At 73.0% G+C, this 21349-nt stretch carries 23 protein-coding genes; 16 read left to right on the plus strand and 7 right to left on the minus strand.

Annotation, left to right across the window (positions count from 1 at the left end; translation table 11 throughout):
* The first annotated feature begins 322 nt into the window (after positions 1 to 322).
* The 3 genes from E2C05_RS13340 (at position 323) to E2C05_RS13350 (ending at position 3242) form a co-directional block, all read left to right on the plus strand.
* Positions 323 to 748: a hypothetical protein gene (locus tag E2C05_RS13340; protein ID WP_133220136.1), complete on the plus strand. Its 426-nt coding sequence runs from the start codon at positions 323 to 325 to the stop codon at positions 746 to 748.
* A gap of 143 nt (positions 749 to 891) precedes the next feature.
* Positions 892 to 2148, plus strand: coding sequence for an MFS transporter (locus E2C05_RS13345; protein WP_133220137.1), 1257 nt, complete (start codon positions 892 to 894; stop codon positions 2146 to 2148).
* Between the two features lie 107 nt (positions 2149 to 2255).
* A complete protein-coding gene (locus E2C05_RS13350) occupies positions 2256 to 3242 on the plus strand; it encodes a Gfo/Idh/MocA family protein (protein WP_133220138.1) in 987 nt (328 codons plus the stop codon).
* A 197-nt stretch (positions 3243 to 3439) separates the two neighbouring features.
* Here the strand turns inward: E2C05_RS13350 and E2C05_RS32995 are convergent, their stop codons facing one another.
* Positions 3440 to 3631, minus strand: coding sequence for a hypothetical protein (locus E2C05_RS32995; RefSeq protein WP_158292104.1), 192 nt, complete (start codon positions 3629 to 3631; stop codon positions 3440 to 3442).
* A gap of 106 nt (positions 3632 to 3737) precedes the next feature.
* On the opposite strand from E2C05_RS32995, the gene E2C05_RS35135 reads away from it, so the two are divergent.
* From E2C05_RS35135 to E2C05_RS13400, 11 genes are all read left to right on the plus strand, one after another.
* Entirely contained in the window at positions 3738 to 3872 is a 135-nt protein-coding gene (locus E2C05_RS35135) for a hypothetical protein (RefSeq protein ID WP_275670499.1), read from the plus strand.
* A 164-nt stretch (positions 3873 to 4036) separates the two neighbouring features.
* Positions 4037 to 4312 carry a hypothetical protein gene (locus tag E2C05_RS13355; protein ID WP_133220139.1) on the plus strand — a complete coding sequence of 92 codons (276 nt, stop codon included), beginning with the start codon at positions 4037 to 4039 and terminating at the stop codon, positions 4310 to 4312.
* A 113-nt stretch (positions 4313 to 4425) separates the two neighbouring features.
* A complete protein-coding gene (locus E2C05_RS13360) occupies positions 4426 to 4776 on the plus strand; it encodes a RidA family protein (protein ID WP_133220140.1) in 351 nt (116 codons plus the stop codon).
* A 1018-nt stretch (positions 4777 to 5794) separates the two neighbouring features.
* Positions 5795 to 6358 carry a CHAP domain-containing protein gene (locus tag E2C05_RS34170; RefSeq protein ID WP_240046727.1) on the plus strand — a complete coding sequence of 188 codons (564 nt, stop codon included), beginning with the start codon at positions 5795 to 5797 and terminating at the stop codon, positions 6356 to 6358.
* A gap of 80 nt (positions 6359 to 6438) precedes the next feature.
* The gene (locus tag E2C05_RS13370; protein ID WP_133220141.1) at positions 6439 to 7140 is read left to right on the plus strand and encodes a DUF1028 domain-containing protein; all 702 of its coding nucleotides are present in this window, start codon (positions 6439 to 6441) and stop codon (positions 7138 to 7140) included.
* Positions 7137 to 8177, plus strand: a complete 1041-nt coding sequence (locus E2C05_RS13375) for an ABC transporter ATP-binding protein (RefSeq protein WP_133220142.1) — start codon at positions 7137 to 7139, stop codon at positions 8175 to 8177. The genes E2C05_RS13370 and E2C05_RS13375 overlap by 4 nt, the downstream gene beginning before the upstream one ends.
* The gene (locus tag E2C05_RS13380; RefSeq protein ID WP_133220143.1) at positions 8174 to 9250 is read left to right on the plus strand and encodes an ABC transporter ATP-binding protein; all 1077 of its coding nucleotides are present in this window, start codon (positions 8174 to 8176) and stop codon (positions 9248 to 9250) included. Before E2C05_RS13375 ends, E2C05_RS13380 begins: the two co-directional genes overlap by 4 nt.
* Positions 9251 to 9380: 130 nt before the next feature.
* Positions 9381 to 10886 carry an ABC transporter substrate-binding protein gene (locus tag E2C05_RS13385; RefSeq protein WP_192912457.1) on the plus strand — a complete coding sequence of 502 codons (1506 nt, stop codon included), beginning with the start codon at positions 9381 to 9383 and terminating at the stop codon, positions 10884 to 10886.
* Between the two features lie 11 nt (positions 10887 to 10897).
* Entirely contained in the window at positions 10898 to 11503 is a 606-nt protein-coding gene (locus E2C05_RS13390) for a glutathione S-transferase family protein (protein WP_200305471.1), read from the plus strand.
* A 6-nt stretch (positions 11504 to 11509) separates the two neighbouring features.
* Positions 11510 to 12457, plus strand: coding sequence for an ABC transporter permease (locus tag E2C05_RS13395; protein WP_133220145.1), 948 nt, complete (start codon positions 11510 to 11512; stop codon positions 12455 to 12457).
* Positions 12454 to 13335 (plus strand): ABC transporter permease, encoded by an 882-nt coding sequence (locus E2C05_RS13400; RefSeq protein ID WP_133220146.1) that lies wholly within the window; start codon positions 12454 to 12456, stop codon positions 13333 to 13335. The genes E2C05_RS13395 and E2C05_RS13400 overlap by 4 nt, the downstream gene beginning before the upstream one ends.
* Positions 13336 to 13342: 7 nt before the next feature.
* Here E2C05_RS13400 and E2C05_RS13405 read toward each other — a convergent pair whose 3' ends face one another.
* The 6 genes from E2C05_RS13405 to E2C05_RS13430 form a co-directional block, all read right to left on the minus strand.
* Positions 13343 to 14131, minus strand: coding sequence for an ABC transporter permease (locus E2C05_RS13405; protein ID WP_133220147.1), 789 nt, complete (start codon positions 14129 to 14131; stop codon positions 13343 to 13345).
* Positions 14132 to 14267: 136 nt separating this feature from the next.
* Complete coding sequence (locus tag E2C05_RS13410) at positions 14268 to 15152, minus strand: ABC transporter permease (RefSeq protein WP_133220148.1); 885 nt, start codon at positions 15150 to 15152, stop codon at positions 14268 to 14270.
* Positions 15142 to 16278: an ABC transporter ATP-binding protein gene (locus E2C05_RS13415; protein ID WP_338045141.1), complete on the minus strand. Its 1137-nt coding sequence runs from the start codon at positions 16276 to 16278 to the stop codon at positions 15142 to 15144. The genes E2C05_RS13410 and E2C05_RS13415 overlap by 11 nt, the downstream gene beginning before the upstream one ends.
* Positions 16275 to 17090, minus strand: a complete 816-nt coding sequence (locus E2C05_RS13420; protein ID WP_133220149.1) for a class II aldolase/adducin family protein — start codon at positions 17088 to 17090, stop codon at positions 16275 to 16277. The genes E2C05_RS13415 and E2C05_RS13420 overlap by 4 nt, the downstream gene beginning before the upstream one ends.
* A gap of 1 nt (position 17091) precedes the next feature.
* Positions 17092 to 18042 carry a 2-hydroxyacid dehydrogenase gene (locus tag E2C05_RS13425; protein ID WP_192912458.1) on the minus strand — a complete coding sequence of 317 codons (951 nt, stop codon included), beginning with the start codon at positions 18040 to 18042 and terminating at the stop codon, positions 17092 to 17094.
* Between the two features lie 7 nt (positions 18043 to 18049).
* Complete coding sequence (locus E2C05_RS13430) at positions 18050 to 19153, minus strand: extracellular solute-binding protein (RefSeq protein ID WP_133220150.1); 1104 nt, start codon at positions 19151 to 19153, stop codon at positions 18050 to 18052.
* Between the two features lie 85 nt (positions 19154 to 19238).
* On the opposite strand from E2C05_RS13430, the gene E2C05_RS13435 reads away from it, so the two are divergent.
* Together E2C05_RS13435 and E2C05_RS13440 are read left to right on the plus strand one after the other, a co-directional pair.
* Positions 19239 to 20558: an NAD(P)/FAD-dependent oxidoreductase gene (locus E2C05_RS13435; protein WP_133220151.1), complete on the plus strand. Its 1320-nt coding sequence runs from the start codon at positions 19239 to 19241 to the stop codon at positions 20556 to 20558.
* Positions 20555 to 21127: a hypothetical protein gene (locus E2C05_RS13440; protein WP_133220152.1), complete on the plus strand. Its 573-nt coding sequence runs from the start codon at positions 20555 to 20557 to the stop codon at positions 21125 to 21127. Before E2C05_RS13435 ends, E2C05_RS13440 begins: the two co-directional genes overlap by 4 nt.
* Positions 21128 to 21349 lie beyond the last annotated feature (222 nt).

The following is a 21349-nucleotide window of genomic DNA, read 5'->3' on the forward strand; positions in this document are numbered from 1 at the left end:
GGCGGCGCATCGCGGCGCCGAGTCGCCCGGCCCGGCCGGGCCTGCGGCGCCGCCAGCGGCAGCCGGCCGGAGCGGCGGGGGTGCGCCGTGCAGCGCGAATCCATCCGGTGAGCGATGGCCTGGGCCGGTTGGCATATCCGGGCGAGTGCCCGGGCCGCGGCGGTCGCCCCGCCCCCCGCCTGCGACGGCGCAACGGCCCGCCGGATGGGCGCTGCCCTATCGACGGAACCCGCCGAGCCGTGCCGTATTGCCTCCGAACGCCGACCGGCGCCGTATTGACCGCTGGCGCCCCCCGGCGCCGCATCGCCCGAGAGACATGCGCATGATCCGCCCGCTGCCCTGCCTGACGCTGCTCGCCATCCTCGGGGGGCTGGCCGCCTGCGCGCCGGGCGGACGGGACCCGGCCGTCGGGCCGGTCTCGGTGGGGACCGGCCCAGCGGCTCCCGCGCGGCCGGCGCCGGCGGGGCCCGGCGCGCCCGGCCAGGTCCTTGCCGCGCCGCCGCCCGGTGCCGCCATGCGCGACCAGGCGGCCATCGCCGCCGCCTGCCGGCGCGACGCCGACCGGATCGTCACCACCCGCGACCGCGGCCAGTTGATGCGGGAAGATGAGCGGGACAGCCGGATCGGCTCCCAGGCCAGCATCTTCGCCCAGCGCGCCGAAACCGACCGGCTCGGCCGGATCTTCGAGCGCGACCGCCTGGCCGACCAGTGCGTGCAGGAGAATACGCGGACGCCGCCGCAGCGGTGACCGCCCGCCGCGTCCTTCGCGGGGCCCCGCGGCGGCCCCGCCGCGCCGGGCGCGATGGGGTGCCCCCGTCCCCCATTCCCCCCGCCCGGAATCCGTTGATCGCCTTCGGCGCTCAACGCCCCGGTCCGGCCTGAGCCCGGCGCATGGCCAGGCTGGGGGCTCTCGGGCGGGCGCTGTCGCACCGGGATGCGCGGCTGTTCTTCGCCGCCTCGCTGGTCTCCTGGACGGGGCTCTGGGTCCACCGCATCGCGGTGTCCTGGCTGGCCTGGGAGATGACGCGCAGCGCCTTCTGGGTCGGCATGGTGGCCTTCTGCGACCTGGCGCCGGCCGTGCTGTTCAGCCCGATCGCCGGCGCGGTCGCCGATCGCATGGACCGGGTCCGGCTCTGCATGGTCTCGCAGGGCGCCATCGCGGTGCAGGCGGCGCTGGTCGCCGGCCTGCTCGCCGCCGGCGAGCTCACCATCGGCCTGCTGCTGGCGCTGGAGGTGATGAGCGGCATCGCCGCCAGCTTCTCCCAGCCGGCGCGGCAGAGCCTGATGCCCGGCCTCGTCCCGCGCGCCGACCTGCCGGCGGCGGTCGCCTGCAACTCGCTCTGCTTCAATGTCGCCCGCTTCATCGGCCCGGGGCTGGCCGGCCCGATCATCGCCACCGGCGGCGTGGTGCCGGCCATTGCGCTGAACAGCCTGGCCTATGTCATCGCCACGCTGACCATGCCGCTGCTGCGGGTGGAGGCGAGCCAGCGGCGCGGGCATGCGCCGGAAGGCAGCGTCTGGGCCGAGGCCGCGGCCGGCTTCCGCTATGCCGGCCAGCATCCCGGCATCGGCCCGCTTCTGGCCTTCGCCGCCATCGCCGCCATCCTGATGCGCGGGGTGCAGGAGATCCTGCCGCCCTTCGTCGAGCGCATCTTCCTGCGCGGCCCGGACGGCCTGGCGCTGCTGACCGCCTGCATCGGCATCGGCGCGCTGTTCTCCGGCCTCTGGGTCGCCAGTCGCGGCCGGATGGAGGGCGCGACGCGGCTGGCCATCGGCGCGGTCGGCGTGCAGGCGGTGGCGACGATCGGCTTCGTCGCCACCGGCGCCTTCCCCTTCGCCCTGCTCTGCGCCGCGGCCATGGGAGCGGCCGGGTCGGTCCATGGCATCTCCACCCAGACCCTGGTGCAGAACGCCGCCGACCCGGCGATGCGCGGCCGGGTGCTCAGCCTCTGGGGCCTCATCACCCGCGCCTGCCCGGCGCTCGGCGCGCTCGCCCTCGGTGGCCTGGGGGAGGTGTTCGGGCTGCGGCTGCCCACCATCCTGGCGATGCTGCTGGCGCTGCTGGTGCTGGGCTGGGGACTGCACCGGCTGCCGCGCATGGCGCGGGTGCTGGAGGATCGCGGCGAGGCGCCGGTCGCGGCGCGCTGACGTCGCCCTGGCGGCGGGACCCCGGGTTGATCGGCTGGTGGCCCCCCTGCCCGGCCGCTGCCGCCGCCGCTAGGCTGCCCGCGACTCGCAAGGCAGGAACGGGACGGATGCTGAAGGCCGGGATCGTGGGCATGGGCCGCTGGGGCCGGGTGCTGGTGGAGAGCGTGCAGCGCAGGAACGACGCGGGCCTGCGCTTCGTCGCCGGCTGCACCGGCACGCCGGACAAGGCGCGGGACTGGGCAGGGGAACAGGGCATCCGACTGCTGGAGGGCTACGACGCGGTGCTGGCCGACCCCGAGGTGGAGGCCGTGGTCCTGGCGACGCCGCATTCGCAGCACGCGGCGCAGGTGATCGCCGCGGCGAAGCTGGGAAAGCATGTCTTCGTCGAGAAGCCCTTCGCCATGGCCAAGGCGGATGCCGAGGCGATGGTCGCCGCCGCGCGCGCCGCCGGCACGGTGCTCGCGCTCGGCCACAACCGCCGCTTCCTGCCGGCGACCGCCGAGATGAAGCGCCTGCTGGCCGAGGGCGCGCTCGGCACCGTCCTGCATGCCGAGGGGCATATCAGCGGCCCCGCCGCCGCCGGCTGGAAGGACGGCATGTGGCGCGCCGACCGCAGCGAGAGCCCGCTGGGCGGCATGGGCGCCATGGGCATCCACATGATCGACATGCTGATCCACCTGATGGGTCCCTTCGCCGAGGTGGCGGTGCAGTCGCATCGCCGCGTGCTGCCGCATGTGGACGACACCACGGCGATGCTCGGCCGCTTCGCCTCCGGCGCCACCTGCGGCTTCGCCACGCTCTCGCTGGCGCCGCAGACCTGGCGGGTGGCGCTGTACGGGACGAAGGGCTCGCTCGAGATGCGCGGCCAGCAGCAGCTGGTCTTCGTGCCGGTGCCGGGCGAGGGCGCCGGCGAGGCGTGGACGCGCGACTACCCGAAGCTCGACATCGAGGCGGCGGAGCTGTCCGCCTTCGCCGCCGCGGCGGCCGGCGGCCCGGCCTATCCCCTGCCGCTGGCGGAGGCGGTGCACGGCATCGCGGTGTTCGAGGCGATGATCGGCGCCGCGGCCTCGGGCAGCAGCTACGCGGTGGCCTAGGCGACGGGTGCGCAGGCGCGCCGCCGGCGGCGCGACCGGCGATCGGCGGAAGCCCGGCCGGCAGGGCCCGGCTTGCCGCCCGCCGCGCGGCGAGGCGGCGGCCCCCCGGGGCCGACGCCGCGGAAAGCGCGCCCCGGCGCCTGGCGTCACCCAGACCGTGACCGTCCCGCTCCCGTCGAAATGTCAGTGTCGTGTTGCTAGGCGAAGCGGACCGTCAGCATCGGCACCGTCCCGCCGACCGGATACCGCACCGCGGCGGAACGCTGGGACGATGTGCAGTTGCCGGGCACCGCGCGCGACCCGGCCACCAGCGCCTGGTGGAAGCGGGTGGAGCCGGTGAAGCTGACCATCAGCGGCAGCCTGGCGATGCGGACGACCGCGGATGCCAAGGCGAAGCCGCTCGGCTGACACGCCCTCCGTCGTCCCTGCCGGCGCTGCCGCATGGCGCGGCGGTGTCCCGCAGCCTCCGGTCCCGCGGACGGCTCGGGCACCCGCATGATCGACATGCTGCTCGACCCCGTGGGGCCGTGCGCCGGGGTGGCGGTGCCGTCGCGTGGCCGCGTGCCGCCGCATGGGGGCGACGCCACGGCGATGCCCGGTCGCCTCGCCTCCGGCCCGGCGATGACGTGACGCGCCATGCGCTGGCGCACGCCGCGCGCGCCGGCCGGCGCGCGGCGTGCGGCCGGGCATGCATCATGCGCGGCCGCAACGGTTCGGCTTTGCGTCGTCGCGGCCGCGCAGCGATCCTGCGGCCGCGCCGGGCCTCCCGCCCGGCCCGACCGGAGGACATGTCCATGGCCGCCTGCACCCCCCTCAGCTTCGACGACGTCACCCCCGCCATGTGGCAGGCCGGCATGGTTGAGGCGGCGCGATACGGCATCATCATCGACGCCCCGTCCGGCGAGATCGCCAAGGCCGGGTTCAAGATCCGCTATGCCTACGACCCCGGCCGGCAACACCTGGAGATGCAGTGCCTGGAGCACCTGTTCTTCGTCGGCTGCGACACGGTGAACGAGACCATCGGGAAGGCGATCGCCGCCATCCGCCAGGGCGAATCCGTCATCGCCTGACCGGCGCCGCGCGCTGGCCGGCGCCGGCCGCGGCGACCGGGCGGCGCACCCCCATGACGCGGCCGCGGGTTCCGGGCTAGAACCCTCCCATCCGCAACGGAGGGGCCCCGCCGATGTCCAAGATCAACCGCCAGGGCAGCAATGCCATCCTCTCGACCTCGGTCGAGTACCACAACTTCGTCTTCCTGGCCGGCCTGACCGCCGACGACCTGTCCAAGGACATCACCGGCCAGACCGAGCAGGTGATCGCCAAGATCGACCAGGCGCTGGAGGACAACGGCACCGACAAGACCCGGCTGCTGACGGCGCAGATCTGGCTGAAGGACATCCGCGACCGCGACGCCATGAACAAGGTGTGGATGGCATGGCTCGGCGATGCCGGCCGGCCGGCGCGGGCCTGCGTGGAGGCCAACATGGCCGACCCGCGCCACCTGGTGGAGATCATGGTCACCGCCTGCCGCTGATCCCGCCACCGGGATCGGGATGCCATCGGGGGGCCCGGATGCAGCCGCATCCGGGCCCTTCCGTATCCTCCGGATGCCGTGCCTGAGGCGTGCGGCGGCAAGGCTGGCGCGGCCGATCCCGGGGGCGGCTGCCTCGCCGGCCCCGGCATCGCGGCGCCAGGGCTGAACGCGGCACCGCCGTCGACCGCCTGTGGCAGGGCCGCTTCCTGTGGTGCCGCATGCGCGGCCCCGCCGCGCTCCGCCCCTCGGCCCGTCGCGGATGGCCGATGCGAGAGTCCACATCCGGCGGCTTGCGGCAAGGCGTGCAGGCCGCGCCGCCGGCCAGGCCCCGCGATCGGCCACCGTCAGGTCACGCGCCGGGGGAGCCGCGCCGCGCCATGGGCGCCGACAGGGTCCAGCCCGCTGCCGCGCCGGGAGTGCCGCGATCGGGATGGTCGAGCCTCCGCACTGCCCCGCGTTGCGGCCTTCCGCCAGCGGGCGTCGGGGCTCCGAACGGGCGGAGTCGTACCGCCTGCATACCTGTTGCATCTGCGCCGACACAGTGTGGCATCGGTTCGGATGAGGTCGGATCCTAGGAACAGTCTCCGTTAGGAGGCCGGTCACCGGCCAGTGATCCGGCAAATCACCGCCTGTATCCGGTTGTTTCGGGCCCTGCGGGTTCCGCGTTAACCCGTCCTTTGTTACCCGGGGTTTCAGGTTGTCGCTCCGGTTTTCGCGAGAGGCGCCCCCAAGGCGCCTTCGCAGGCCTGCAGCACGCAGCCTCGGGGACCAAAAACTGGGGACAGGGGATTTCATGCGCGTCTCGGGGACGACTGCGGCCTTCTGCGTCCTGCTGGGATCGGTCGCCACCATGGCACAGGCCGATGCCGCCAGGCCGATGCAGGACCCGCCGGCTGCCGCGGCCAAGGCAGGCCCGACAGGACCGGCCCGGGCCCTCGCATCCCAGGCCCATGCCCGGAAAGGGCCCGCGGCCGCGACGGGCCAGGCGCATCGCCAGCCGGCCAGCCACCGCCGCACCGTGCAGGCGGCCGGCTGGGGCGGCATTTCCTGCGTGCCCTATGCCCGCGGCGTCACCGGCATGGCCATCACCGGCAATGGCGGGGATTGGTGGCACAATGCCGCCGGCAGCTACGACCGCGGCGATCGCCCGGAGCCCGGCTCCGTCATGGCCTTCCGCCGCAGCGGCGGGATGCGCAGCGGCCATGTCGCGGTGGTCAGCCGCGTCCTCGGGCCGCGCCAGGTGCTGATCGACCACGCCAACTGGTCCGGCCCCGGCATCCGCAAGGGGACGGTCATGCACAACGTCGCCGTCATCGATGTCTCCGAGAACAACGACTGGACGGCGGTGCGCGTGCAGGCCGGCTACGACACCGGCACCTTCGGCCGCGTCTATCCGACCTACGGCTTCATCTACAACCGGCCGGATGACCGGCTGGGCACCGCCTATGCCGCCGGCCGGGCGCCGCAGCGCAGCCTGCGCTTCGAACAGGTCGCGGAGATGCCCCTGGATGCCGAGCCGGTGTCCTTCCAGCCGCAGGGCATGACGCCCCTGCGCAAGGCGGCGCCACACCGCCCCCGCTGAAGGCAGGGGCCGGCCGGGCGGGCCAATTCGGTCGCCGGCCGCCCCTTGCATGGGGGGGTGGGCATGGCACCTTGCCCGCCATGACATGGTCCATCCTGGCCCGCGACCCGGCGACCGGCGAGATCGGCGCGGCCGTCGCCACCCGCTTCTTCGCCGTCGGCGCGGTCACCCCCCGGGTCGAGGGCGGGGTCGGCGCCGTCGCCACCCAGGCCCTGGTCAATCCGCTCTACGCCCCGGACGCGCTGGCCCGGCTGCGCGGCGGGGAGGCGCCGGAGGCCATCCTCGCCGCCCTCACCGGCGCCGATCCCGGCCGGGATCACCGCCAGCTTCATATCCTGGGGGCCGATGGCCGCATCGCCCAGCATACCGGCCCCGGCTGCATTGACTGGGCCGGCAGCGTGCAGGCCGGGGATGTCTCGGTCGCCGGCAACATGCTGGCCGGGCCGCAGGTGGTGCAGGCGACGCTCGACGCCTTCCTCGCCCATGCTGGCACGCCCCTCGCGCTGCGGCTGATCGCGGCGCTGGAAGCGGGCGAGGCCGCGGGCGGCGACAAGCGCGGGAAGCAGTCCGCCGCGCTGCAGGTGGCGAGCCGCGACCCCTACCCCGACCTCGACATCCGCGCCGACGATCATCCGGACCCGCTGGCCGAGCTGCGCCGCCTGCACGCCGTGGCGCAGGAGCGCTTCGTGCATTTCCGCCGCTTCCTGCCCGGCCGCGACCATCCCGGCGTCTTCGACCGCGCCGTCATCGATGCCGCCATCGCTGCGGCCACCCGGGCATGAGCAGCCGGCCAGTCCTCGAGGTGCTGAACCTTTCGGTCGAATTCCCGACCGATCGCGGCCCGCTGCGCGCGGTGGATGGCGTGTCCTTCTCCGTCGAGGCCGGGAAGACGCTGGCGGTGGTGGGGGAGAGCGGCTGCGGCAAGTCGGTCACCGCGCTGGCGATCATGGGCCTGCTGCCGCCCGGCGCCCGGCTGGGCGGCGCGGTGCGGCTGCTGGGGGAGGAGCTGGTCGGCCAGCCCGGCGCCGCCTGGCAGGGCAGGCGCGGCCGCGACCTGGCGATGGTGTTCCAGGAACCGATGACCAGCCTGAACCCGGCCTTCACCGCCGGCGAGCAGGTGGCGGAGGCGCTGCGGCTGCATGAAGGGCTGTCGCCGCGCGCCGCCATGGACCGCGCGGTGGAGATGCTGGCGCTGGTCCGCATCCCCGATGCCGCCCGCCGCGCCCGGCAATACCCGCACCAATTGTCGGGCGGCATGCGGCAGCGGGTGATGATCGCCATGGCCCTGGCCTGCCGGCCGCGGCTGCTGATCGCCGACGAGCCGACGACGGCGCTGGACGTCACGGTGCAGGCGCAGATCCTGGCGCTGCTCGACGAGCTAAAGCGCGACACCGGCACGGCGGTGGTGCTGATCACCCACGACCTCGGCGTGGTCGCCGACCATGCCGACCAGGTCGTGGTGATGTATGCCGGCCGCATCGCGGAGGCGGCGCCGGCCGCCGAATTGTTCGAACGGCCGGAGCATCCCTACACCGTCGGGCTGATCGGCGCCGTGCCGTCCATCGAGGGCGGCGCGACGCGGCTGGCGAGCATCGAGGGCACGGTGCCCGACCTGCGCGACCCGCCGCCGGGCTGCCGCTTCGCGCCGCGCTGCCCGTTCGCGGGGACGGACTGCGAGACGCCGCCGCCGCTCGGCGAAGTGCATGCCGGGCACCTGTCCGCCTGCTGGCGCGCGCCGCTCGGGGAGGGATCTCCCCTCCCCGAACCCTACCCGCCAGGCCGGGACCCGGCCCGGACCGGCGCGAGTCAGGCCGCGTGACGACGCTGCTGGAACTGGACGACGTCGCCAGGCACTTCCCGGTGCGGGACGCGCTGGGGCGGGCGCGGGGCGCCGTCAGGGCGGTGGACGGCGTCAGCCTCTCCGTCGCCAAGGGCAGCGTGCTGGCCATCGTCGGCGAAAGCGGCTGCGGCAAGTCCACGCTGGGACGCCTGGCGCTGCGGCTGATCGAGCCGGACCGCGGCGCCGTGCGCTTCATGGGCGAGGATCTCCGTGGCCTCTCGCCCCGCGCGCTGCGCGCCCGCCGGCGCGACATGCAGCTGATCTTCCAGGACCCTTTTGCAAGCCTCGACCCGCGCATGACGGTCGAGGACGCGATCGCCGAGCCGCTGAAGCTGCACTACGTCGTCCCGCGCGGCGCCGAGCGGACCCGCGTCCACCAATTGCTGGAACGCGTCGGACTGCGGCCGGAGGCGGCGCGGCGCTGGCCGCATGAATTCTCCGGCGGCCAGCGCCAGCGCATCGCCATCGCCCGGGCACTGGCCAGCGGCCCGAAGCTGGTCATCGGCGACGAGCCCGTCTCCGCCCTCGATGTCTCGGTGCAGGCGCAGGTGGTGAACCTGCTGCAGGACCTGATCCGCGAGCTTGGCCTGACCTTCGTGCTGATCAGCCACGACCTGGGCGTGGTGCGGCACATCGCCGACCGGGTCGCGGTGATGTATCTCGGCCGCATCGTGGAGGAAGGGCCGGCGGCGGCGGTCTTCGCCGCGCCGCGCCATCCCTATACCCGCGCGCTGCTCGCGGCGGTGCCGGGCACCGGCGCGAAGGCCGCCCCGATCGAGGGCGATCCGCCGAGCCCCATCGCCCCCCCGCCGGGCTGCCGCTTCCACACCCGCTGCCCTTTCGCCGAGGCGGTGTGCCGGGAGCAGGCGCCGGACCTCACCGGCGCCGATCACCGCGCCGCCTGCCACCTGCAGGACCGCCTGCCGCCGCCGCCCGTGCTGCGGGAGCGCGTCGCCGGCGGCGAGCGCCTGCGCCGCCTGCAGGCGCATTTCGGCGCGCCGGCGGGGGTGCCGGATCGGGTCGGCGCAGCGCCGCAGGGCGCAGCGCCGTGAATCCGAGCCGCCAACACTCCCGGATCGGCGCGGCGCCGCAGGGCGCGACGCCGTGATCCCAGCTTCCGCGCAACCGGACCGGACGGGCATCGCGACGCCCCTCCGCAAGCAACAACACGGGACCTGACGCATGATCCGCCGGACGATGCTCACCGCCCTCGCCACGCTCTCGCTCGCCGCCGCCGCCGAGGCGCAGACCCTGCGCATCGGCCTGCGCGAGGATCCCGACATCCTGGATCCCACGCTCGCCCGCACCTTCGTCGGCCGCATCGTCTTCGCCTCGCTCTGCGACAAGCTGTTCGACATCAACGAGAAGCTGGAGATCGTCCCGCAACTGGCCACCGGCCATCGCTGGGAGGATCCGAGGACGCTGCTGATCACCCTGCGCGAGGGCGTCACCTTCCATGACGGCGAGGCGATGGATGCCGAGGCCGTCCGCTATTCGCTGAACCGTCACCTGACGCTGCAGGGCAGCTTCCGCCGCGGCGAGATCAACACGATGGAGTCGGTGGAGGTCGTGGACCCGAAGACGGTCCGCATCCGCCTGAAGGAGCCTTCCGCCCCCTTCCTGTCGCAGCTGACGGACCGCGCCGGCATGATCGTCTCGCCCAAGGCGGCCGAGGCGGCGGGGCGGAATTTCGGCACCCGCCCGGTCTGCGCCGGCCCCTACCGCTTCGTCGAGCGCGTGGCGCAGGACCGCATCGTGGTGGAGCGCTTCCCCGGCTACTGGAACGCCCAGGCGGTCACCATCCCGCGCATCACCTACCAGCCGATCCCCGACAACACGGTGCGCCTGGCCAACCTGCAGTCGGGGGCGCTGGAGATGGTGCAGACCATCGAGCCCGACGACATCAAGACCGTGCAGCGCAACCCGCGCCTGCGGGTGCTGGCCTATGATGGCCTGGGCTACCAGAGCATCAACTTCAACCTCGGCAACGGGCCGCGCGCCGAGACGCCCTTCGCCAAGGATGCCCGCATCCGCGCCGCCTTCGAGCTGGCGATCGACCGCGCCGCCATCAACCAGGTGGTCTATGAGGGCGCCTGGACGGTGACGGCGCAGCCCGTCCCGCCGTCCAACCCCTACCATGTCCGGGACTTCCAGCCGCAGCCGCGCGACCTGGCGACGGCACGGGCGCTGCTGCGCCAGGCCGGCGTCACCACGCCGGTGCCGGTGGAGATGACCATCCCCAACAACCCCGACCTGCGCCAGGTCGGCGAGGTCATCCAGGCCATGGTGAAGGAGGCCGGCTTCGAGCTGAAGCTGAACGCGATGGAATTCGCCTCCTCCCTCCAGGCCGCGACGCGCGGCGAGTACGAGACCTACCTGATCGGCTGGTCCGGCCGCGTCGATCCGGACGGCAACACCTGGACCTTCATCCACACCAACGGGGCGCAGAACGACGGCAAGTACAGCAACCCGGAGGTGGACAGGCTGCTCGACCAGGCCCGGATGGAGCAGGACATGGAGAAGCGCCGCGACCTCTATGCCCGCGCCTTCCAGATCGCCATCCGCCAGGATCGCAGCCGCATCTATCTGTGGCACGCCAAGAACATCGTCGCGCACACCGCCCGGCTGTCCGGCTTCGTGCCGGTGCCGGACGGGCTGATCCGGCCGCAGGGCCTCAGGCTGCAATGACGGGGGACGCCATGGCGATCACGCTGTTCCACGCGCCGAATACCCGCTCCTCCACCGTGCTGGCGTTGCTGGAGGAGTTGGGCGCGCCCTTCGCGCTGCGCCTGCTGGACCTGCAGGCGGGCGAGGGCCGCAGCCCGGAATTCCTGGCGGTGAACCCGCTGGGCAAGGTGCCGACCCTGCTGGATGGGGACACGCCGGTGACGGAGCAGGTGGCGATCTGCCTGCACCTGGCCGACCGCTTCCCGCAGGCCGGCCTGGCGCCGGCGCCGGACGACCCGCTGCGCGGCCGCTACCTGCGCTGGCTGGTCTTCTACGCCGCGAGCTTCGAGCCGGCCGTGATCGACCGCGCGACGCAGCGGGACCCCGCGCCGCAGCGCATGAGCCCCTATGGCACCTATGATGCGGTGATGGATGCGGTGGCGGGCATGCTGACGCCCGGCCCCTATGTGCTGGGCGAGCGCTACAGCGCCGCCGACGTGGTCTGGGGCTCGGCGCTGGCCTGGACGCTGCGCTTCGGCATCGTGCCGGCCCTGCCGATCTTCCAGGACTATGCCGGCCGCATCACCGCCCGGCCCGCCTTCCAGCGCGCCCGGGCGCGCGACGCGGCGGCGGGCTGAGCCGCCATGGGGCTGTGGCTGCTGCGCCGCATCGGGCAGATCCTGCCGACGCTGCTGATCCTCTCCTTCCTGATCTTCGGGCTGCAGCAGCTGATGCCCGGCGACCCGGCGCTGATCCTGGCCGGGGAGGAGCGCGGCGACCCGCAGGTGCTGGCGCAGATCCGCGCCGAGCTGTTCCTCGACCGGCCGCTCTGGGAACAGTACCTCCGCTGGATCTCCCGGGTGGTGGTCGGCGACTTCGGCTTCTCCTGGCGCATCCGGGAGCCGGTGGGCGCCCTGATCCTGGAGAAACTGCCGGTCACCTTCCAGCTCGCCGGCATGGCCTTCCTCATCGCGGTGCTGATCGGCGTGCCCGCCGGCATCGTCTCGGCCGTGAAGCGCGACCGGCCGGTGGACTGGGCGACCAACGGCGTCGCGCTGTTCGGCATCTCCACGCCGAATTTCTGGCTGGGGATCATGATGATCCTGCTGTTCAGCGTGGAGCTCGGCTGGCTGCCGCCCTCCGGCTACGTGCCGCTGACCGAGGACCCGCTGCAGAGCCTGGCCACCACCATCATGCCGGCCTTCGTGCTGGGCAGCGGCATCGCCGGCGTGCTGATGCGGCACACCCGCGCGGCGATGCTGACGGCCCTCGCCCAGGACTATGTCCGCACCGCCCGCGCCAAGGGGCTGGCGGAGCGCGTGGTGGTGGCGAAGCATGCGCTGCGCAATGCGCTGATCCCGGTGGTGACGCTGGGCACCATCGAGTTCGGCCGGCTGCTGGCCGGCGCGGTGCTGACCGAGCAGATCTTCACCATCCCCGGCTTCGGCAAGCTGATCGTGGATGCGGTGTTCAACCGCGACTACCCCGTGGTGCAGGGCGTGGTGCTGGCGACGGCGCTGATCTTCGTGCTGCTGAGCCTGGTCGCCGATCTGCTCTACATGGCCATCAACCCGCGGCTGAGGACGGCATGAGCACCACGACCTTGCCCGCCGCGCTGGACCGGGGCGAATCGCCGACGCGCCGCGCCATCCGCCGCTTCCTGCGGCACCGGCTGGCGGTGTTCGGGCTCGTGGTCATCGTCCTGTTCGTGCTGGCGGCCGCCTGCGCGCCGCTGCTGGCGCCGGCCGACCCGCTGGCGACATCCTGGTCCGCCATCCGCAAGGCGCCCTCCGCCGCGCACTGGTTCGGCACGGACGAGAACGGGCGGGACGTGCTCTCGCGCGTGCTCTATGGCGCCCGCGCCTCCCTGCTCGCGGGCGTCGTGTCGGTGCTGGTGGCGCTGCTGATCGGCGTGCCGGTCGGGCTGCTGGCGGGCCTCGCCGGCGGCTGGACCGACACGGTCATCTCCCGCGTCGCGGATGCGATGCTGTCCGTGCCCTTCCTGATCCTGGCGATCGCGCTGGCGGCCTTCCTCGGCCCGGCGCTGGAGAACGCCATGCTCGCCATCGCCATCACGGCCTCGCCGGTCTTCGTCCGGCTGACCCGCGGCATGGCGATGGAGGCGAAGGCGACGGACTGGGTCGAGGCGGCGCGCGCCTTGGGCAACCCGCCCTGGCGGCTCGGCCTGCTGCATGTCCTGCCGAACATCGTGCCGCCGCTGCTGGTGCAGGCGACGCTGTCGATCGCGGAGGCGATCATCGCCGAGGCCTCGCTGAGCTTCCTCGGCCTCGGCCAGCAGCCGCCGGCGCCAAGCTGGGGCAGCATGTTGAACAGCGCGCAGCGCTTCCTGACCCAGGCGCCCTGGCTGGCGATCTTCCCGGGCCTGGCGATCTTCCTGGTGGTGCTCGCCTTCAACCTGGTGGGCGACGGGCTGCGCGACGCGCTGGACCCGCGGAGCGACCGGCGGTAGCGGGGGCCTAGGGGTCCCGCCGCGCCCGCAATGCGCCGTCCAGCAGCAGCAGCAGGACCGTGAAGACGATCAGCAGCACCGCCACGGCCGCCATGGTCGGGTCCAGGTTCTCGTTGATGCCGTCCCAGATCTTGCGCGGCAGGGTGAACACGTTGCGGCTGGCGATGAACAGCACCAGCACCAGTTCGTCCCAGGAATGGATGAAGGCGAAGATGGCGCCGGAGGCGATGCCGGGCGCGATCCGCGGCAGGATCACCCAGCGCAGGGTCTGCCCCAGGCTGGCGCCCATGCCCCGCGCCGCCTGTTCCAGCCGCGGGTCGAAGGCGGCCAGCGCGGTGGAGACGGTGATGACCACATAGGGAATGCCGGTCACGCCATGCGCCAGCGTGACGCCCAGGAACCGGTCCAGCAGGTCCAGCGTCCCGAACCAGCGGTAAAGCCCGACCGCATAGACGATGGAGGGGATGATGAGAGGCAGCAGCATCAACGCCCGCACCCATTCGGTGCTGCGCCGTGCCAGGCGCCAGCAGCCGATCGCGCACAGCGTCCCCGCCACCACGGCGATGGCGGTGGAGGCGATGGCGATCCACAGGCTCTGCCAGATCGCGCCCAGCCAGGCCTCGGAGCCGAGCAGGTTGGCATAGTGCCGCAGGCTCAGCGTCTCGTAGGGCAACGAGAGGTAGCGCCGGTCGGTCATTGAGACCGGCACCACGATGGTGATCGGCAGCACCAGGTAGATCACCGTCGCCCAGGCGATGCCGCGGGCCAGCGGCCCGGCCCTGTAGCCGCCGGTCATGCGCGCCGCCCTCCCCGTCCCGCCAGCCGATTCAACCCTCCGCGCCCTGCGGCGCTCCGGCCATCGGGCGGCATCCTTGCCCGTGCCGGCCGATTCAGCCCTCCGCGCCCTGCGGCGCTCCGGCCATCGGGCGGCGTCACCGCCCGCCCCCGAACAGTCGCCGCAGATCCACCACGCGGGAGAAGACCGCGAGCGTGACGAGGATCGCCACCACCAGCACCGTCGCCAGCATGGCCCCAAGCCCCCAGCGCACCAGGTCCAGGATCTGCAGCTTGATCCATTCGGCCGCCATCAGCGTCTTGCCGCCGCCGAGGATCGCCGGCGTGATGTAGAAGCCGAGCGAGAAGATGAAGACCAGCACGCCGGCCGCGATCAGCCCCGGCAGCGACAGCGGCAGGAAGACGCGGCGGAAGACGGTCAGGCGCGACGCGCCCATGCCGCGCGCCGCCGCCAGCAGCCGCGGGTCGATCTCCTTCATCGCCGCCAGCATCGGCAGCACGGCATAGGGCACCATGTAGTGCACCATGCCGACGACGATGCCGAACTCGTTCCAGACCAGCCGCAGCGGCTCCTCGATCAGCCCCAGCGCGTCCAGGCCCTGGTTCACCAGCCCCTGCCGCCGCAGCAGCGTCACCCAGGCGAAGGCGCGCACGAGCACGGAAATCCACAGCGGCACCAGCACGCCCAGCAGCCACCAGCGCTGCGCCCGCGGGGAGGCGAGCGCGATGACATAGGACAGCGCATAGCCCAGCAGCAGGGCCACCGCGGTGGTGGTGACGCAGATCCGCAGCGTGGTGCCGATCACCCGCTGCACGCCCGGGTTGGTGAACAGGCGTTCGTAATTGCCGATCCCCGGCGCCGGCTCCGTCACCGAGATCGCCAGCACCTGCAGGATCGGCGCGACATAGAGCAGCGTCATCAGCAGGAATGCGGGCAGCAGCAGCGCATACCAGCCGGCATCGCGCGGCAGCGCCCAGGCGCGGCGCGCCGCCGGCAAGGCGAGCGCCGCCTCACGCGCCATCGGCATCCTCCAGCACCGGCACCGCGGCCTCCGCGCTCCAGCCCAGGCGCACCGGCAGCCCCTCCCGCGGGGCGATCGGCGCCCGCCAGGCCGGCAGCGCCACCCGCAGCGGCCCGAGATCGTCGGTCGCCACGGTCAGCGCATAGCCGGCGCCGAGATAGGCCCAGGCCTCGATGCGGCCCGCCACCGCGTTGTCCGCCGCCTCCTCTCCGGCCAGCAGCGCGATCTTCTCCGGCCGCAGGGAGAGCAGTGCCGGCGTGCCGGGCGCCGGATGCGCGCCCTGCACGGCCTGCAGCAGCCGCGTGCCGCCGGCCTGCAGCGCCATCATGTCCGGCCGTACCTCCCGCACCGTGCCGCGGAGGAAATTCGACTTGCCGAGGAAATCGGCGACGAAGCGGGTCCGCGGCCGCTCGTACAGCGCCTCCGGCGCGCCCATCTGGACCAGCTTCCCGTGGTTCAGGATGGCGACCTGGTCGGAGAGCGACAGCGCCTCCTCCTGGTCATGCGTCACGTTCACGAAGGTGCGGCCGATGCGGCGATGCAGCGCCTTCAGCTCCTCCTGCAGCTCGGCGCGCAATTTCTTGTCGAGTGCCGAGAGCGGCTCGTCCAGCAGCAGCAGGTCGGGCTCGAAGACCAGCGCCCGGGCCAGCGCGACGCGCTGCTGCTGCCCGCCCGAGAGCTGCGAGGGCCGCCGCTCCGCGAAGGCCGACAGCTGCACCAGGTCCAGCGCCGCGCGCACCTTGGCCTCGCGCGCCGCCTGGCCGAGGCGGCGGACGCGCAGCGGGAAGGCGACATTCTCCGCCACCGTCATGTGCGGGAACAGCGCATAGCCCTGGAAGACCATGCCGAAGTCGCGGCGTTCCGGCGGCAGGGCGGTGATGTCCGCCCCGTCCAGCAGCACCGCGCCGGCGCTCGGCGCCACGAAGCCGGCGATCGCCATCAGGATGGTGGTCTTGCCGCTGCCGGACGGGCCGAGGAGAGTCAGGAACTGCCCGCGCTCCACCCGCAGGGACACCGCGTCCACAGCGGTGAAGCTGCCGTAGCGCTTGCTCAGCCCGCGCAATTCCAGCGCATGCGCGGCGCTGCCCGCCGGCGCCATCGCCTCCGGCCGCGGCAGCGCGGTCACTCGCGGTAGTCCGGCTGCTCGCGGTCCAGCTTCCGCTTGAGGGCCTGCCAGGGCAGCCAGCCCTTGGTCGGGCCCTCGCTGAACTGCGCCCGCGTGCGCTCCACCGTCCCGCGGCTCGGGATGGCCAGCGGCACGCCGCCGCCCTGCGCCGCCAGCTGGATGCGGCAGGACTGCTCCAGGTACCACATCCAGTAGAAGGCCTCGGCCACCGTGCGGCCGACCGTCAGCAGCCCGTGGTGGCGCAGCACCATGCAGGGCTTCGTGCCCAGGTCCTGCACCAGCCTTTCCCGTTCGGACAGGTTGTCGTCGGCCGCCACGCCCTCGTAGTCGTGGTAGGCGACGCGGCCGTCGAACTCCATGGAGATCTGGTTCAGCGGCAGCACCCCGCCCTGCTGCGCCGCCACCGCCATGCCGGCCAGCGTATGCGTGTGCATCACGCAATGCGCATCGGCACGGCCGAGATGCACGGCGGAATGGATGACGAAGCCGGCGGGGTTCACCGGCCAGTCGGTGGGCTGGGCCGGTTCGCCCTCGGCATCCACCACCACCAGGCTGCTGGCGGTGATCTCCTCGAACAGCAGGCCATAGGGGTTGACCAGGAAGCGATGGCCCTCCCCCGGCACCCTGGCCGAGAGATGGGTGAAGACCAGGTCCGTCATCCCGTACAGCGCTATCAGCCGGTAGGCGGCGGCCAGGTCCTCCCGCACCTCGCGCTCGGTCGGCACATGGTCGGGGTCGGGGCGGCGGGGCGGCGGCGGCAGCCCGGGGCCCCCGGAAGGGCCGTGCCGCGGACCATTTGGGGTGGATGGCATCTCAGTAGCCTCGCGCAGGGTCGTAGAGGTTGGTCAACGCCTCGCCGCGCTCGAAGGCGGCGATGGCGCGGGCGACATGCGCGGCGCGCTCGGCGCGCGTCGGCAGGCTGGCGACATGCGGCGTGATGGTGGCCTTCGGATGCGACCAGAGCGGGTGGCCCGCCGGCAGCGGCTCCGGCTCGAACACGTCCAGCACGGCGCCGGACAGGCGGCCGCTGTCGAGCGCGGCCAGCACATCCTCCAGCCGCTGCTGCATGCCGCGGCCGGCGCCGACATAGCCCGCGCCCTCCGGCAGCAGGGCGAGGGTCTCGGCGCGGATGATGTGCCGCGTCTCGGGCGTCGCCGGCAGCAGGCAGACCAGCATGCGGCAGCGGCCGAGGAATTCCGGCAGCGCCGCCGCACCGGCGAAGCTCTCGACGCCCGGCAATTCCTTGCGCGTGCGGGACCAGCCCAGCACCGGGAAACCCAGCGCCCGCAGCATCGCCGCGCTGCGCGCCCCCATGGCGCCAAGGCCCATGATGCCGACGGGGGTCAGCTCGGCGCGTCCCGGCGCCTCGAAGTAGTCCCAGGCGCCCTTGGCCTGGGCGATGGCCATCCGCCGCGCATTCTTCAGCAGGGACAGCACGGCCCAGCAGCAGAACTCGCCCATCCGCTGCGCCGCCTCGGGCGTCGCCATGCGCATCAGCGGGATGTGCCGCGGCCAGTCCGGGTCGGCGGTGATGAGGTCGACGCCGGCGCCGGCGCCGAAGATCACCCGCAGATGCGGGAAGCGCGCCAGCTCGCCCGGGCCGGGATCCCAGACCAGCGCATAGTCCACCGTCTCCGGCGCACCGAGCGCCTCCTCCCACCGGACGAGGTCCAGCATGGGATCGAGCCCGGCGAAGGCGGCGCGGAATTCGGCGAGGCCCGCCTCCCCGCCCGACTTCACCGCCATCACCCGTCGGTTGCGCATCCGCGGGCTAGCCGGTCACCGCATCGAGGTAGTCCTGGTTCACCGCCTGGTAGTTCTCGCCCCACCAGGTGCCGTCGATCACCACCTGCTGCTTCTCGTTGTCGGGGTCGGTCGGGTTGAAGCGCTTCAGCTCGGCCGGGACCATGGCGGCGGCCTGCGGGTTGGTCGGGCCATTGCCCAGCAGGCCGAGCAGGCCGACCTGCGGCTCCGGCTTCGCCAGCATGCTGGCCAGCAGCCGCTGCGCCATGGCGCCGCCCGGGTTGCCGCGCGGGATGACGAAGATGCCCGGCTGCAGGATGCCCTGGTTCCAGACGAATTTCAGGCGCCCGTTGGTCTCGCGTTCCAGCACGCTGGCGCGGGTGTGCCAGATCTGGCCCATCACCGCCTCTCCCGTGCGCATCGCCTGCTCGCTCTCCGAGCCATTGGTCCAGAAGATCAGGTTGCGCCGCAGCTCCGTCACGCGGCGGATCGCGGCGCGGGTGTCGATCGGATACAGCGCGTTGGGCGCGTGGCCCATGGACATCAGCGCCGCTTCCAGGCTGCAGACGGCATCGCGCCGCAGCAGCCGCATGCCGGGGAAGCGCCGCAGGTCCCAGAAATCCGCCCAGGAGGTCGGCGGCGTGGGAAACTTGCTGCTGTCGTAGACCAGGACCGAGCTGAAGGAATAGGGCGCCGCGCCGTACTCCAGAGCGAAGCCGGGGCCGATCACATTCTCCCGGTTCACCACCGAATAGTCGATCTTCGTCGCCAGGTTCAGCTTGCCCAGCAGGTTGGCGCCGCTGGCGGAACTGTCGCAGAGGTCCCAGGTGACGCGGCCGCTTTCCACCATGCTGCGGATGCGGCCGGTGGCCGGGCCGGTGCTGTCCTGCACCACCCGCCAGCCAGGGGTCTCGGCGGCGAAGGGGGCGCCGTAGAAACGGCCGAAGCCCTCATTGGCCAGGCCGCCCCAGTTCACCATCACCAGTTGCCGTTCCGCCTGGGCCGCCGCGTCGCCCGCCGCGCCGGCCAGGCCCAGCGCGGCCAGCGCCCGCCCCAGGCCACGGCGGGAAAGGCGGCCGCGCGCGTGCAACTCGCCCGCCAGCGCGACGCAATCCTGGTGGAAGCTTTGCATGCCCGGTCCCCTCTTGCGGCAATCCGCCACTCGCTCGACCCTCGGGGCTAGCAAACCCCATTCCAGCCCTTGCGGGAATCCCCTGATGGCCCATCCGCTGCTCGCCCCCGGCTTCACGACGCGCCCCTGGTGGTGGGAAGCCGCCGAGCCGCCGCAGCGCGACGCCAGCCTGCCGGACCATGCGCCCATCGCCATCGTGGGCGGCGGCTATGCCGGGCTGTCCGCCGCGCTGACCCTGCAGCGCCTGGGGCGGCAGGCGGTGGTGCTGGATGCCGAGAGGATCGGCTGGGGCGCCTCCTCCCGCAATGGCGGCATGGTCTCGGGCGGGCTGAAGGTGGCCGGCACGGGGCTCGAGAAGAGCTTCGGCAAGGACCAGGCGCGCGCCATCACCGGCGCCGCCGCCGCCAGCTTCCCCTTCATCGAGGAGACCATCGCGCGGGAGGGGATCGACTGCGACTATGTCCGCTGCGGCCGCTACGCCGCCGCCTGGTCACGCGGCCATTACGACGCCATGGCGCGCCGCGCCGAGGGGCTGGCCGAGATCACCGGCCTGCCGGTGACCATGCTGCCGAAGGAGAGGCAGCGGGAGGCGCTCGGCAGCGACCACTACCATGGCGGCATGCTGGTGGCGGCGACCGGCAGCCTGCATCCCGGGAAATATGCCCGCGGCCTGGCCGCGGCGGCGGAACGCGCGGGCGCCCGGCTGGTGGATGGCGTGCGGGTGCAGGGCATCCGCGAACAGGGCAGCGGCTTCCGCGTCGCGACCGACAAGGGCGAACTGCGCGCCGATGCCGTCCTGGTCACCACCAATGGCTATTCGCTGGACCAGCGCGGCACCGCCCTGCCCTGGCTGGCGCGCCGGCTCGTGCCGCTCAACAGCTACATCATCGCCACGGAGGAACTGGGCGAGGATGTCATCGAGCGCTTGTTCCCCGGCCGGCGCATGGTGGCCGACAGCAAGCGCGTGCTGAACTATTTCCGTCCCTCGCCGGACGGGAAGCGCGTTCTGTGGGGCGGCCGCGCCAGCTTCCGCGCCGCGACCGCCGAGGACACCGCGCCCGCGCTGCACGCCTACATGACGGCCTGCTTCCCCGAGCTGAAGGACACGAGGATCACCCATGCCTGGACCGGGCATGTCGCCTTCACCTTCGACCACCTGCCGCATATCGGCGTGGAGCGTGGCATCCACTACGCCGCGGGCTGCCAGGGCAGCGGCGTCGCCATGGCGACCTGGCTGGGGCACAATGTGGCGCTGAAGCTGGCCGGCGCCGCCAATGCACGCTTCGCGCTGGATGGCCTGCCCTTCCCGACGCGGCCCTTCTACAGCGGCAACCCTAACTGGGTCCTGCCCTTCATCGGCGAGTGGTACAAGCTGCGCGACCGCATCGACCGCCTGGCGGCGTGAGCATGCGGACCGGCGAGCATCGGCACGGGCCGTATCTGGTCCGCACCCACCCGGCGAAGGGCGGTCGCTACCGCGGCCGTGCCATGCGGGCCGGCGTCATCCTGTTCGACGCCACGGCACCGACGGAAGCCGAGGTCGTGGCGCGCCTCCGGGCGCTTCTCGACGAGCGCGAGGCGGCCGCCGGCCGCGATCCGGAGAACCGGATCCCCATGCCCGCGGACTATGCCGCAGCCTTCAGGCGGTTGGACGCCGCCATCGGTCCCGGGCGGCGCAGGATGCTGCGCGCGCTGTACGAGGCACCGGGCCGAACGCTCACCGCCACGCAACTGGCCGCGGCTGCGGGCTATCCGAACGACACCACCGCGAACCTGCAATTCGGCCTGCTCGGCCAGGCGATTGCCGACGATCTCGGCATGATATTGCCGAAGCGGCCTGACGGAGCGCCGACCTCGACCGCTTCGCCCGTGCAGGGCCCCGACGGTCAGCGGGACGGCGATTTTCCCTGGACGATGCGGCCGCAGGTCGCGGCAGCCATCGGCTTGCTGCCGCCCGCCTTCCTGCACGGCTGATCGCCCGCAACAGGCCGGTGGCGTGACCCGTGATCCGCCATGCACGCATGGCGGGTGGTTCAGAAACGGGTCACTACCGGCCAGCAGGGTGCCGGCATCGAGGGCGGGCCTCCACCGCCCCGCGCCACGCATCACGGCCTTCCCGGATCCGGCGCGCCGCGATCCGACCGGCCCCTGCTTGCGGAGTCCCGATCCACGTGACCTTCCCCCAGCTTCCCGCGC

It is taken from the genome of Paracraurococcus ruber (genome assembly GCF_004353985.1).
In the GTDB taxonomy this organism is placed as follows: Bacteria; Pseudomonadota; Alphaproteobacteria; order Acetobacterales; family Acetobacteraceae; genus Paracraurococcus; species Paracraurococcus ruber.

Excerpts from the sequence above, each read along its gene's own strand:
- E2C05_RS13340 (WP_133220136.1), top strand. The coding sequence starts at position 323 with ATGATCCGCCCGCTGCCCTGCCTGACGCTGCTCGCCATCCTCGGGGGG.
- E2C05_RS13345 (WP_133220137.1), top strand. The coding sequence starts at position 892 with ATGGCCAGGCTGGGGGCTCTCGGGCGGGCGCTGTCGCACCGGGATGCG.
- E2C05_RS13350 (WP_133220138.1), top strand. The coding sequence starts at position 2,256 with ATGCTGAAGGCCGGGATCGTGGGCATGGGCCGCTGGGGCCGGGTGCTG.
- E2C05_RS35135 (WP_275670499.1), top strand. The coding sequence starts at position 3,738 with ATGATCGACATGCTGCTCGACCCCGTGGGGCCGTGCGCCGGGGTGGCG.
- E2C05_RS13355 (WP_133220139.1), top strand. The coding sequence starts at position 4,037 with ATGGCCGCCTGCACCCCCCTCAGCTTCGACGACGTCACCCCCGCCATG.
- E2C05_RS13360 (WP_133220140.1), top strand. The coding sequence starts at position 4,426 with ATGTCCAAGATCAACCGCCAGGGCAGCAATGCCATCCTCTCGACCTCG.
- E2C05_RS13370 (WP_133220141.1), top strand. The coding sequence starts at position 6,439 with ATGACATGGTCCATCCTGGCCCGCGACCCGGCGACCGGCGAGATCGGC.
- E2C05_RS13375 (WP_133220142.1), top strand. The coding sequence starts at position 7,137 with ATGAGCAGCCGGCCAGTCCTCGAGGTGCTGAACCTTTCGGTCGAATTC.
- E2C05_RS13385 (WP_192912457.1), top strand. The coding sequence starts at position 9,381 with ATGATCCGCCGGACGATGCTCACCGCCCTCGCCACGCTCTCGCTCGCC.
- E2C05_RS13390 (WP_200305471.1), top strand. The coding sequence starts at position 10,898 with ATGGCGATCACGCTGTTCCACGCGCCGAATACCCGCTCCTCCACCGTG.
- E2C05_RS13395 (WP_133220145.1), top strand. The coding sequence starts at position 11,510 with ATGGGGCTGTGGCTGCTGCGCCGCATCGGGCAGATCCTGCCGACGCTG.
- E2C05_RS13400 (WP_133220146.1), top strand. The coding sequence starts at position 12,454 with ATGAGCACCACGACCTTGCCCGCCGCGCTGGACCGGGGCGAATCGCCG.
- E2C05_RS13405 (WP_133220147.1), bottom strand. The coding sequence starts at position 14,131 with ATGACCGGCGGCTACAGGGCCGGGCCGCTGGCCCGCGGCATCGCCTGG.
- E2C05_RS13410 (WP_133220148.1), bottom strand. The coding sequence starts at position 15,152 with ATGGCGCGTGAGGCGGCGCTCGCCTTGCCGGCGGCGCGCCGCGCCTGG.
- E2C05_RS13420 (WP_133220149.1), bottom strand. The coding sequence starts at position 17,090 with ATGCCATCCACCCCAAATGGTCCGCGGCACGGCCCTTCCGGGGGCCCC.
- E2C05_RS13425 (WP_192912458.1), bottom strand. The coding sequence starts at position 18,042 with ATGCGCAACCGACGGGTGATGGCGGTGAAGTCGGGCGGGGAGGCGGGC.
- E2C05_RS13430 (WP_133220150.1), bottom strand. The coding sequence starts at position 19,153 with ATGCAAAGCTTCCACCAGGATTGCGTCGCGCTGGCGGGCGAGTTGCAC.
- E2C05_RS13435 (WP_133220151.1), top strand. The coding sequence starts at position 19,239 with ATGGCCCATCCGCTGCTCGCCCCCGGCTTCACGACGCGCCCCTGGTGG.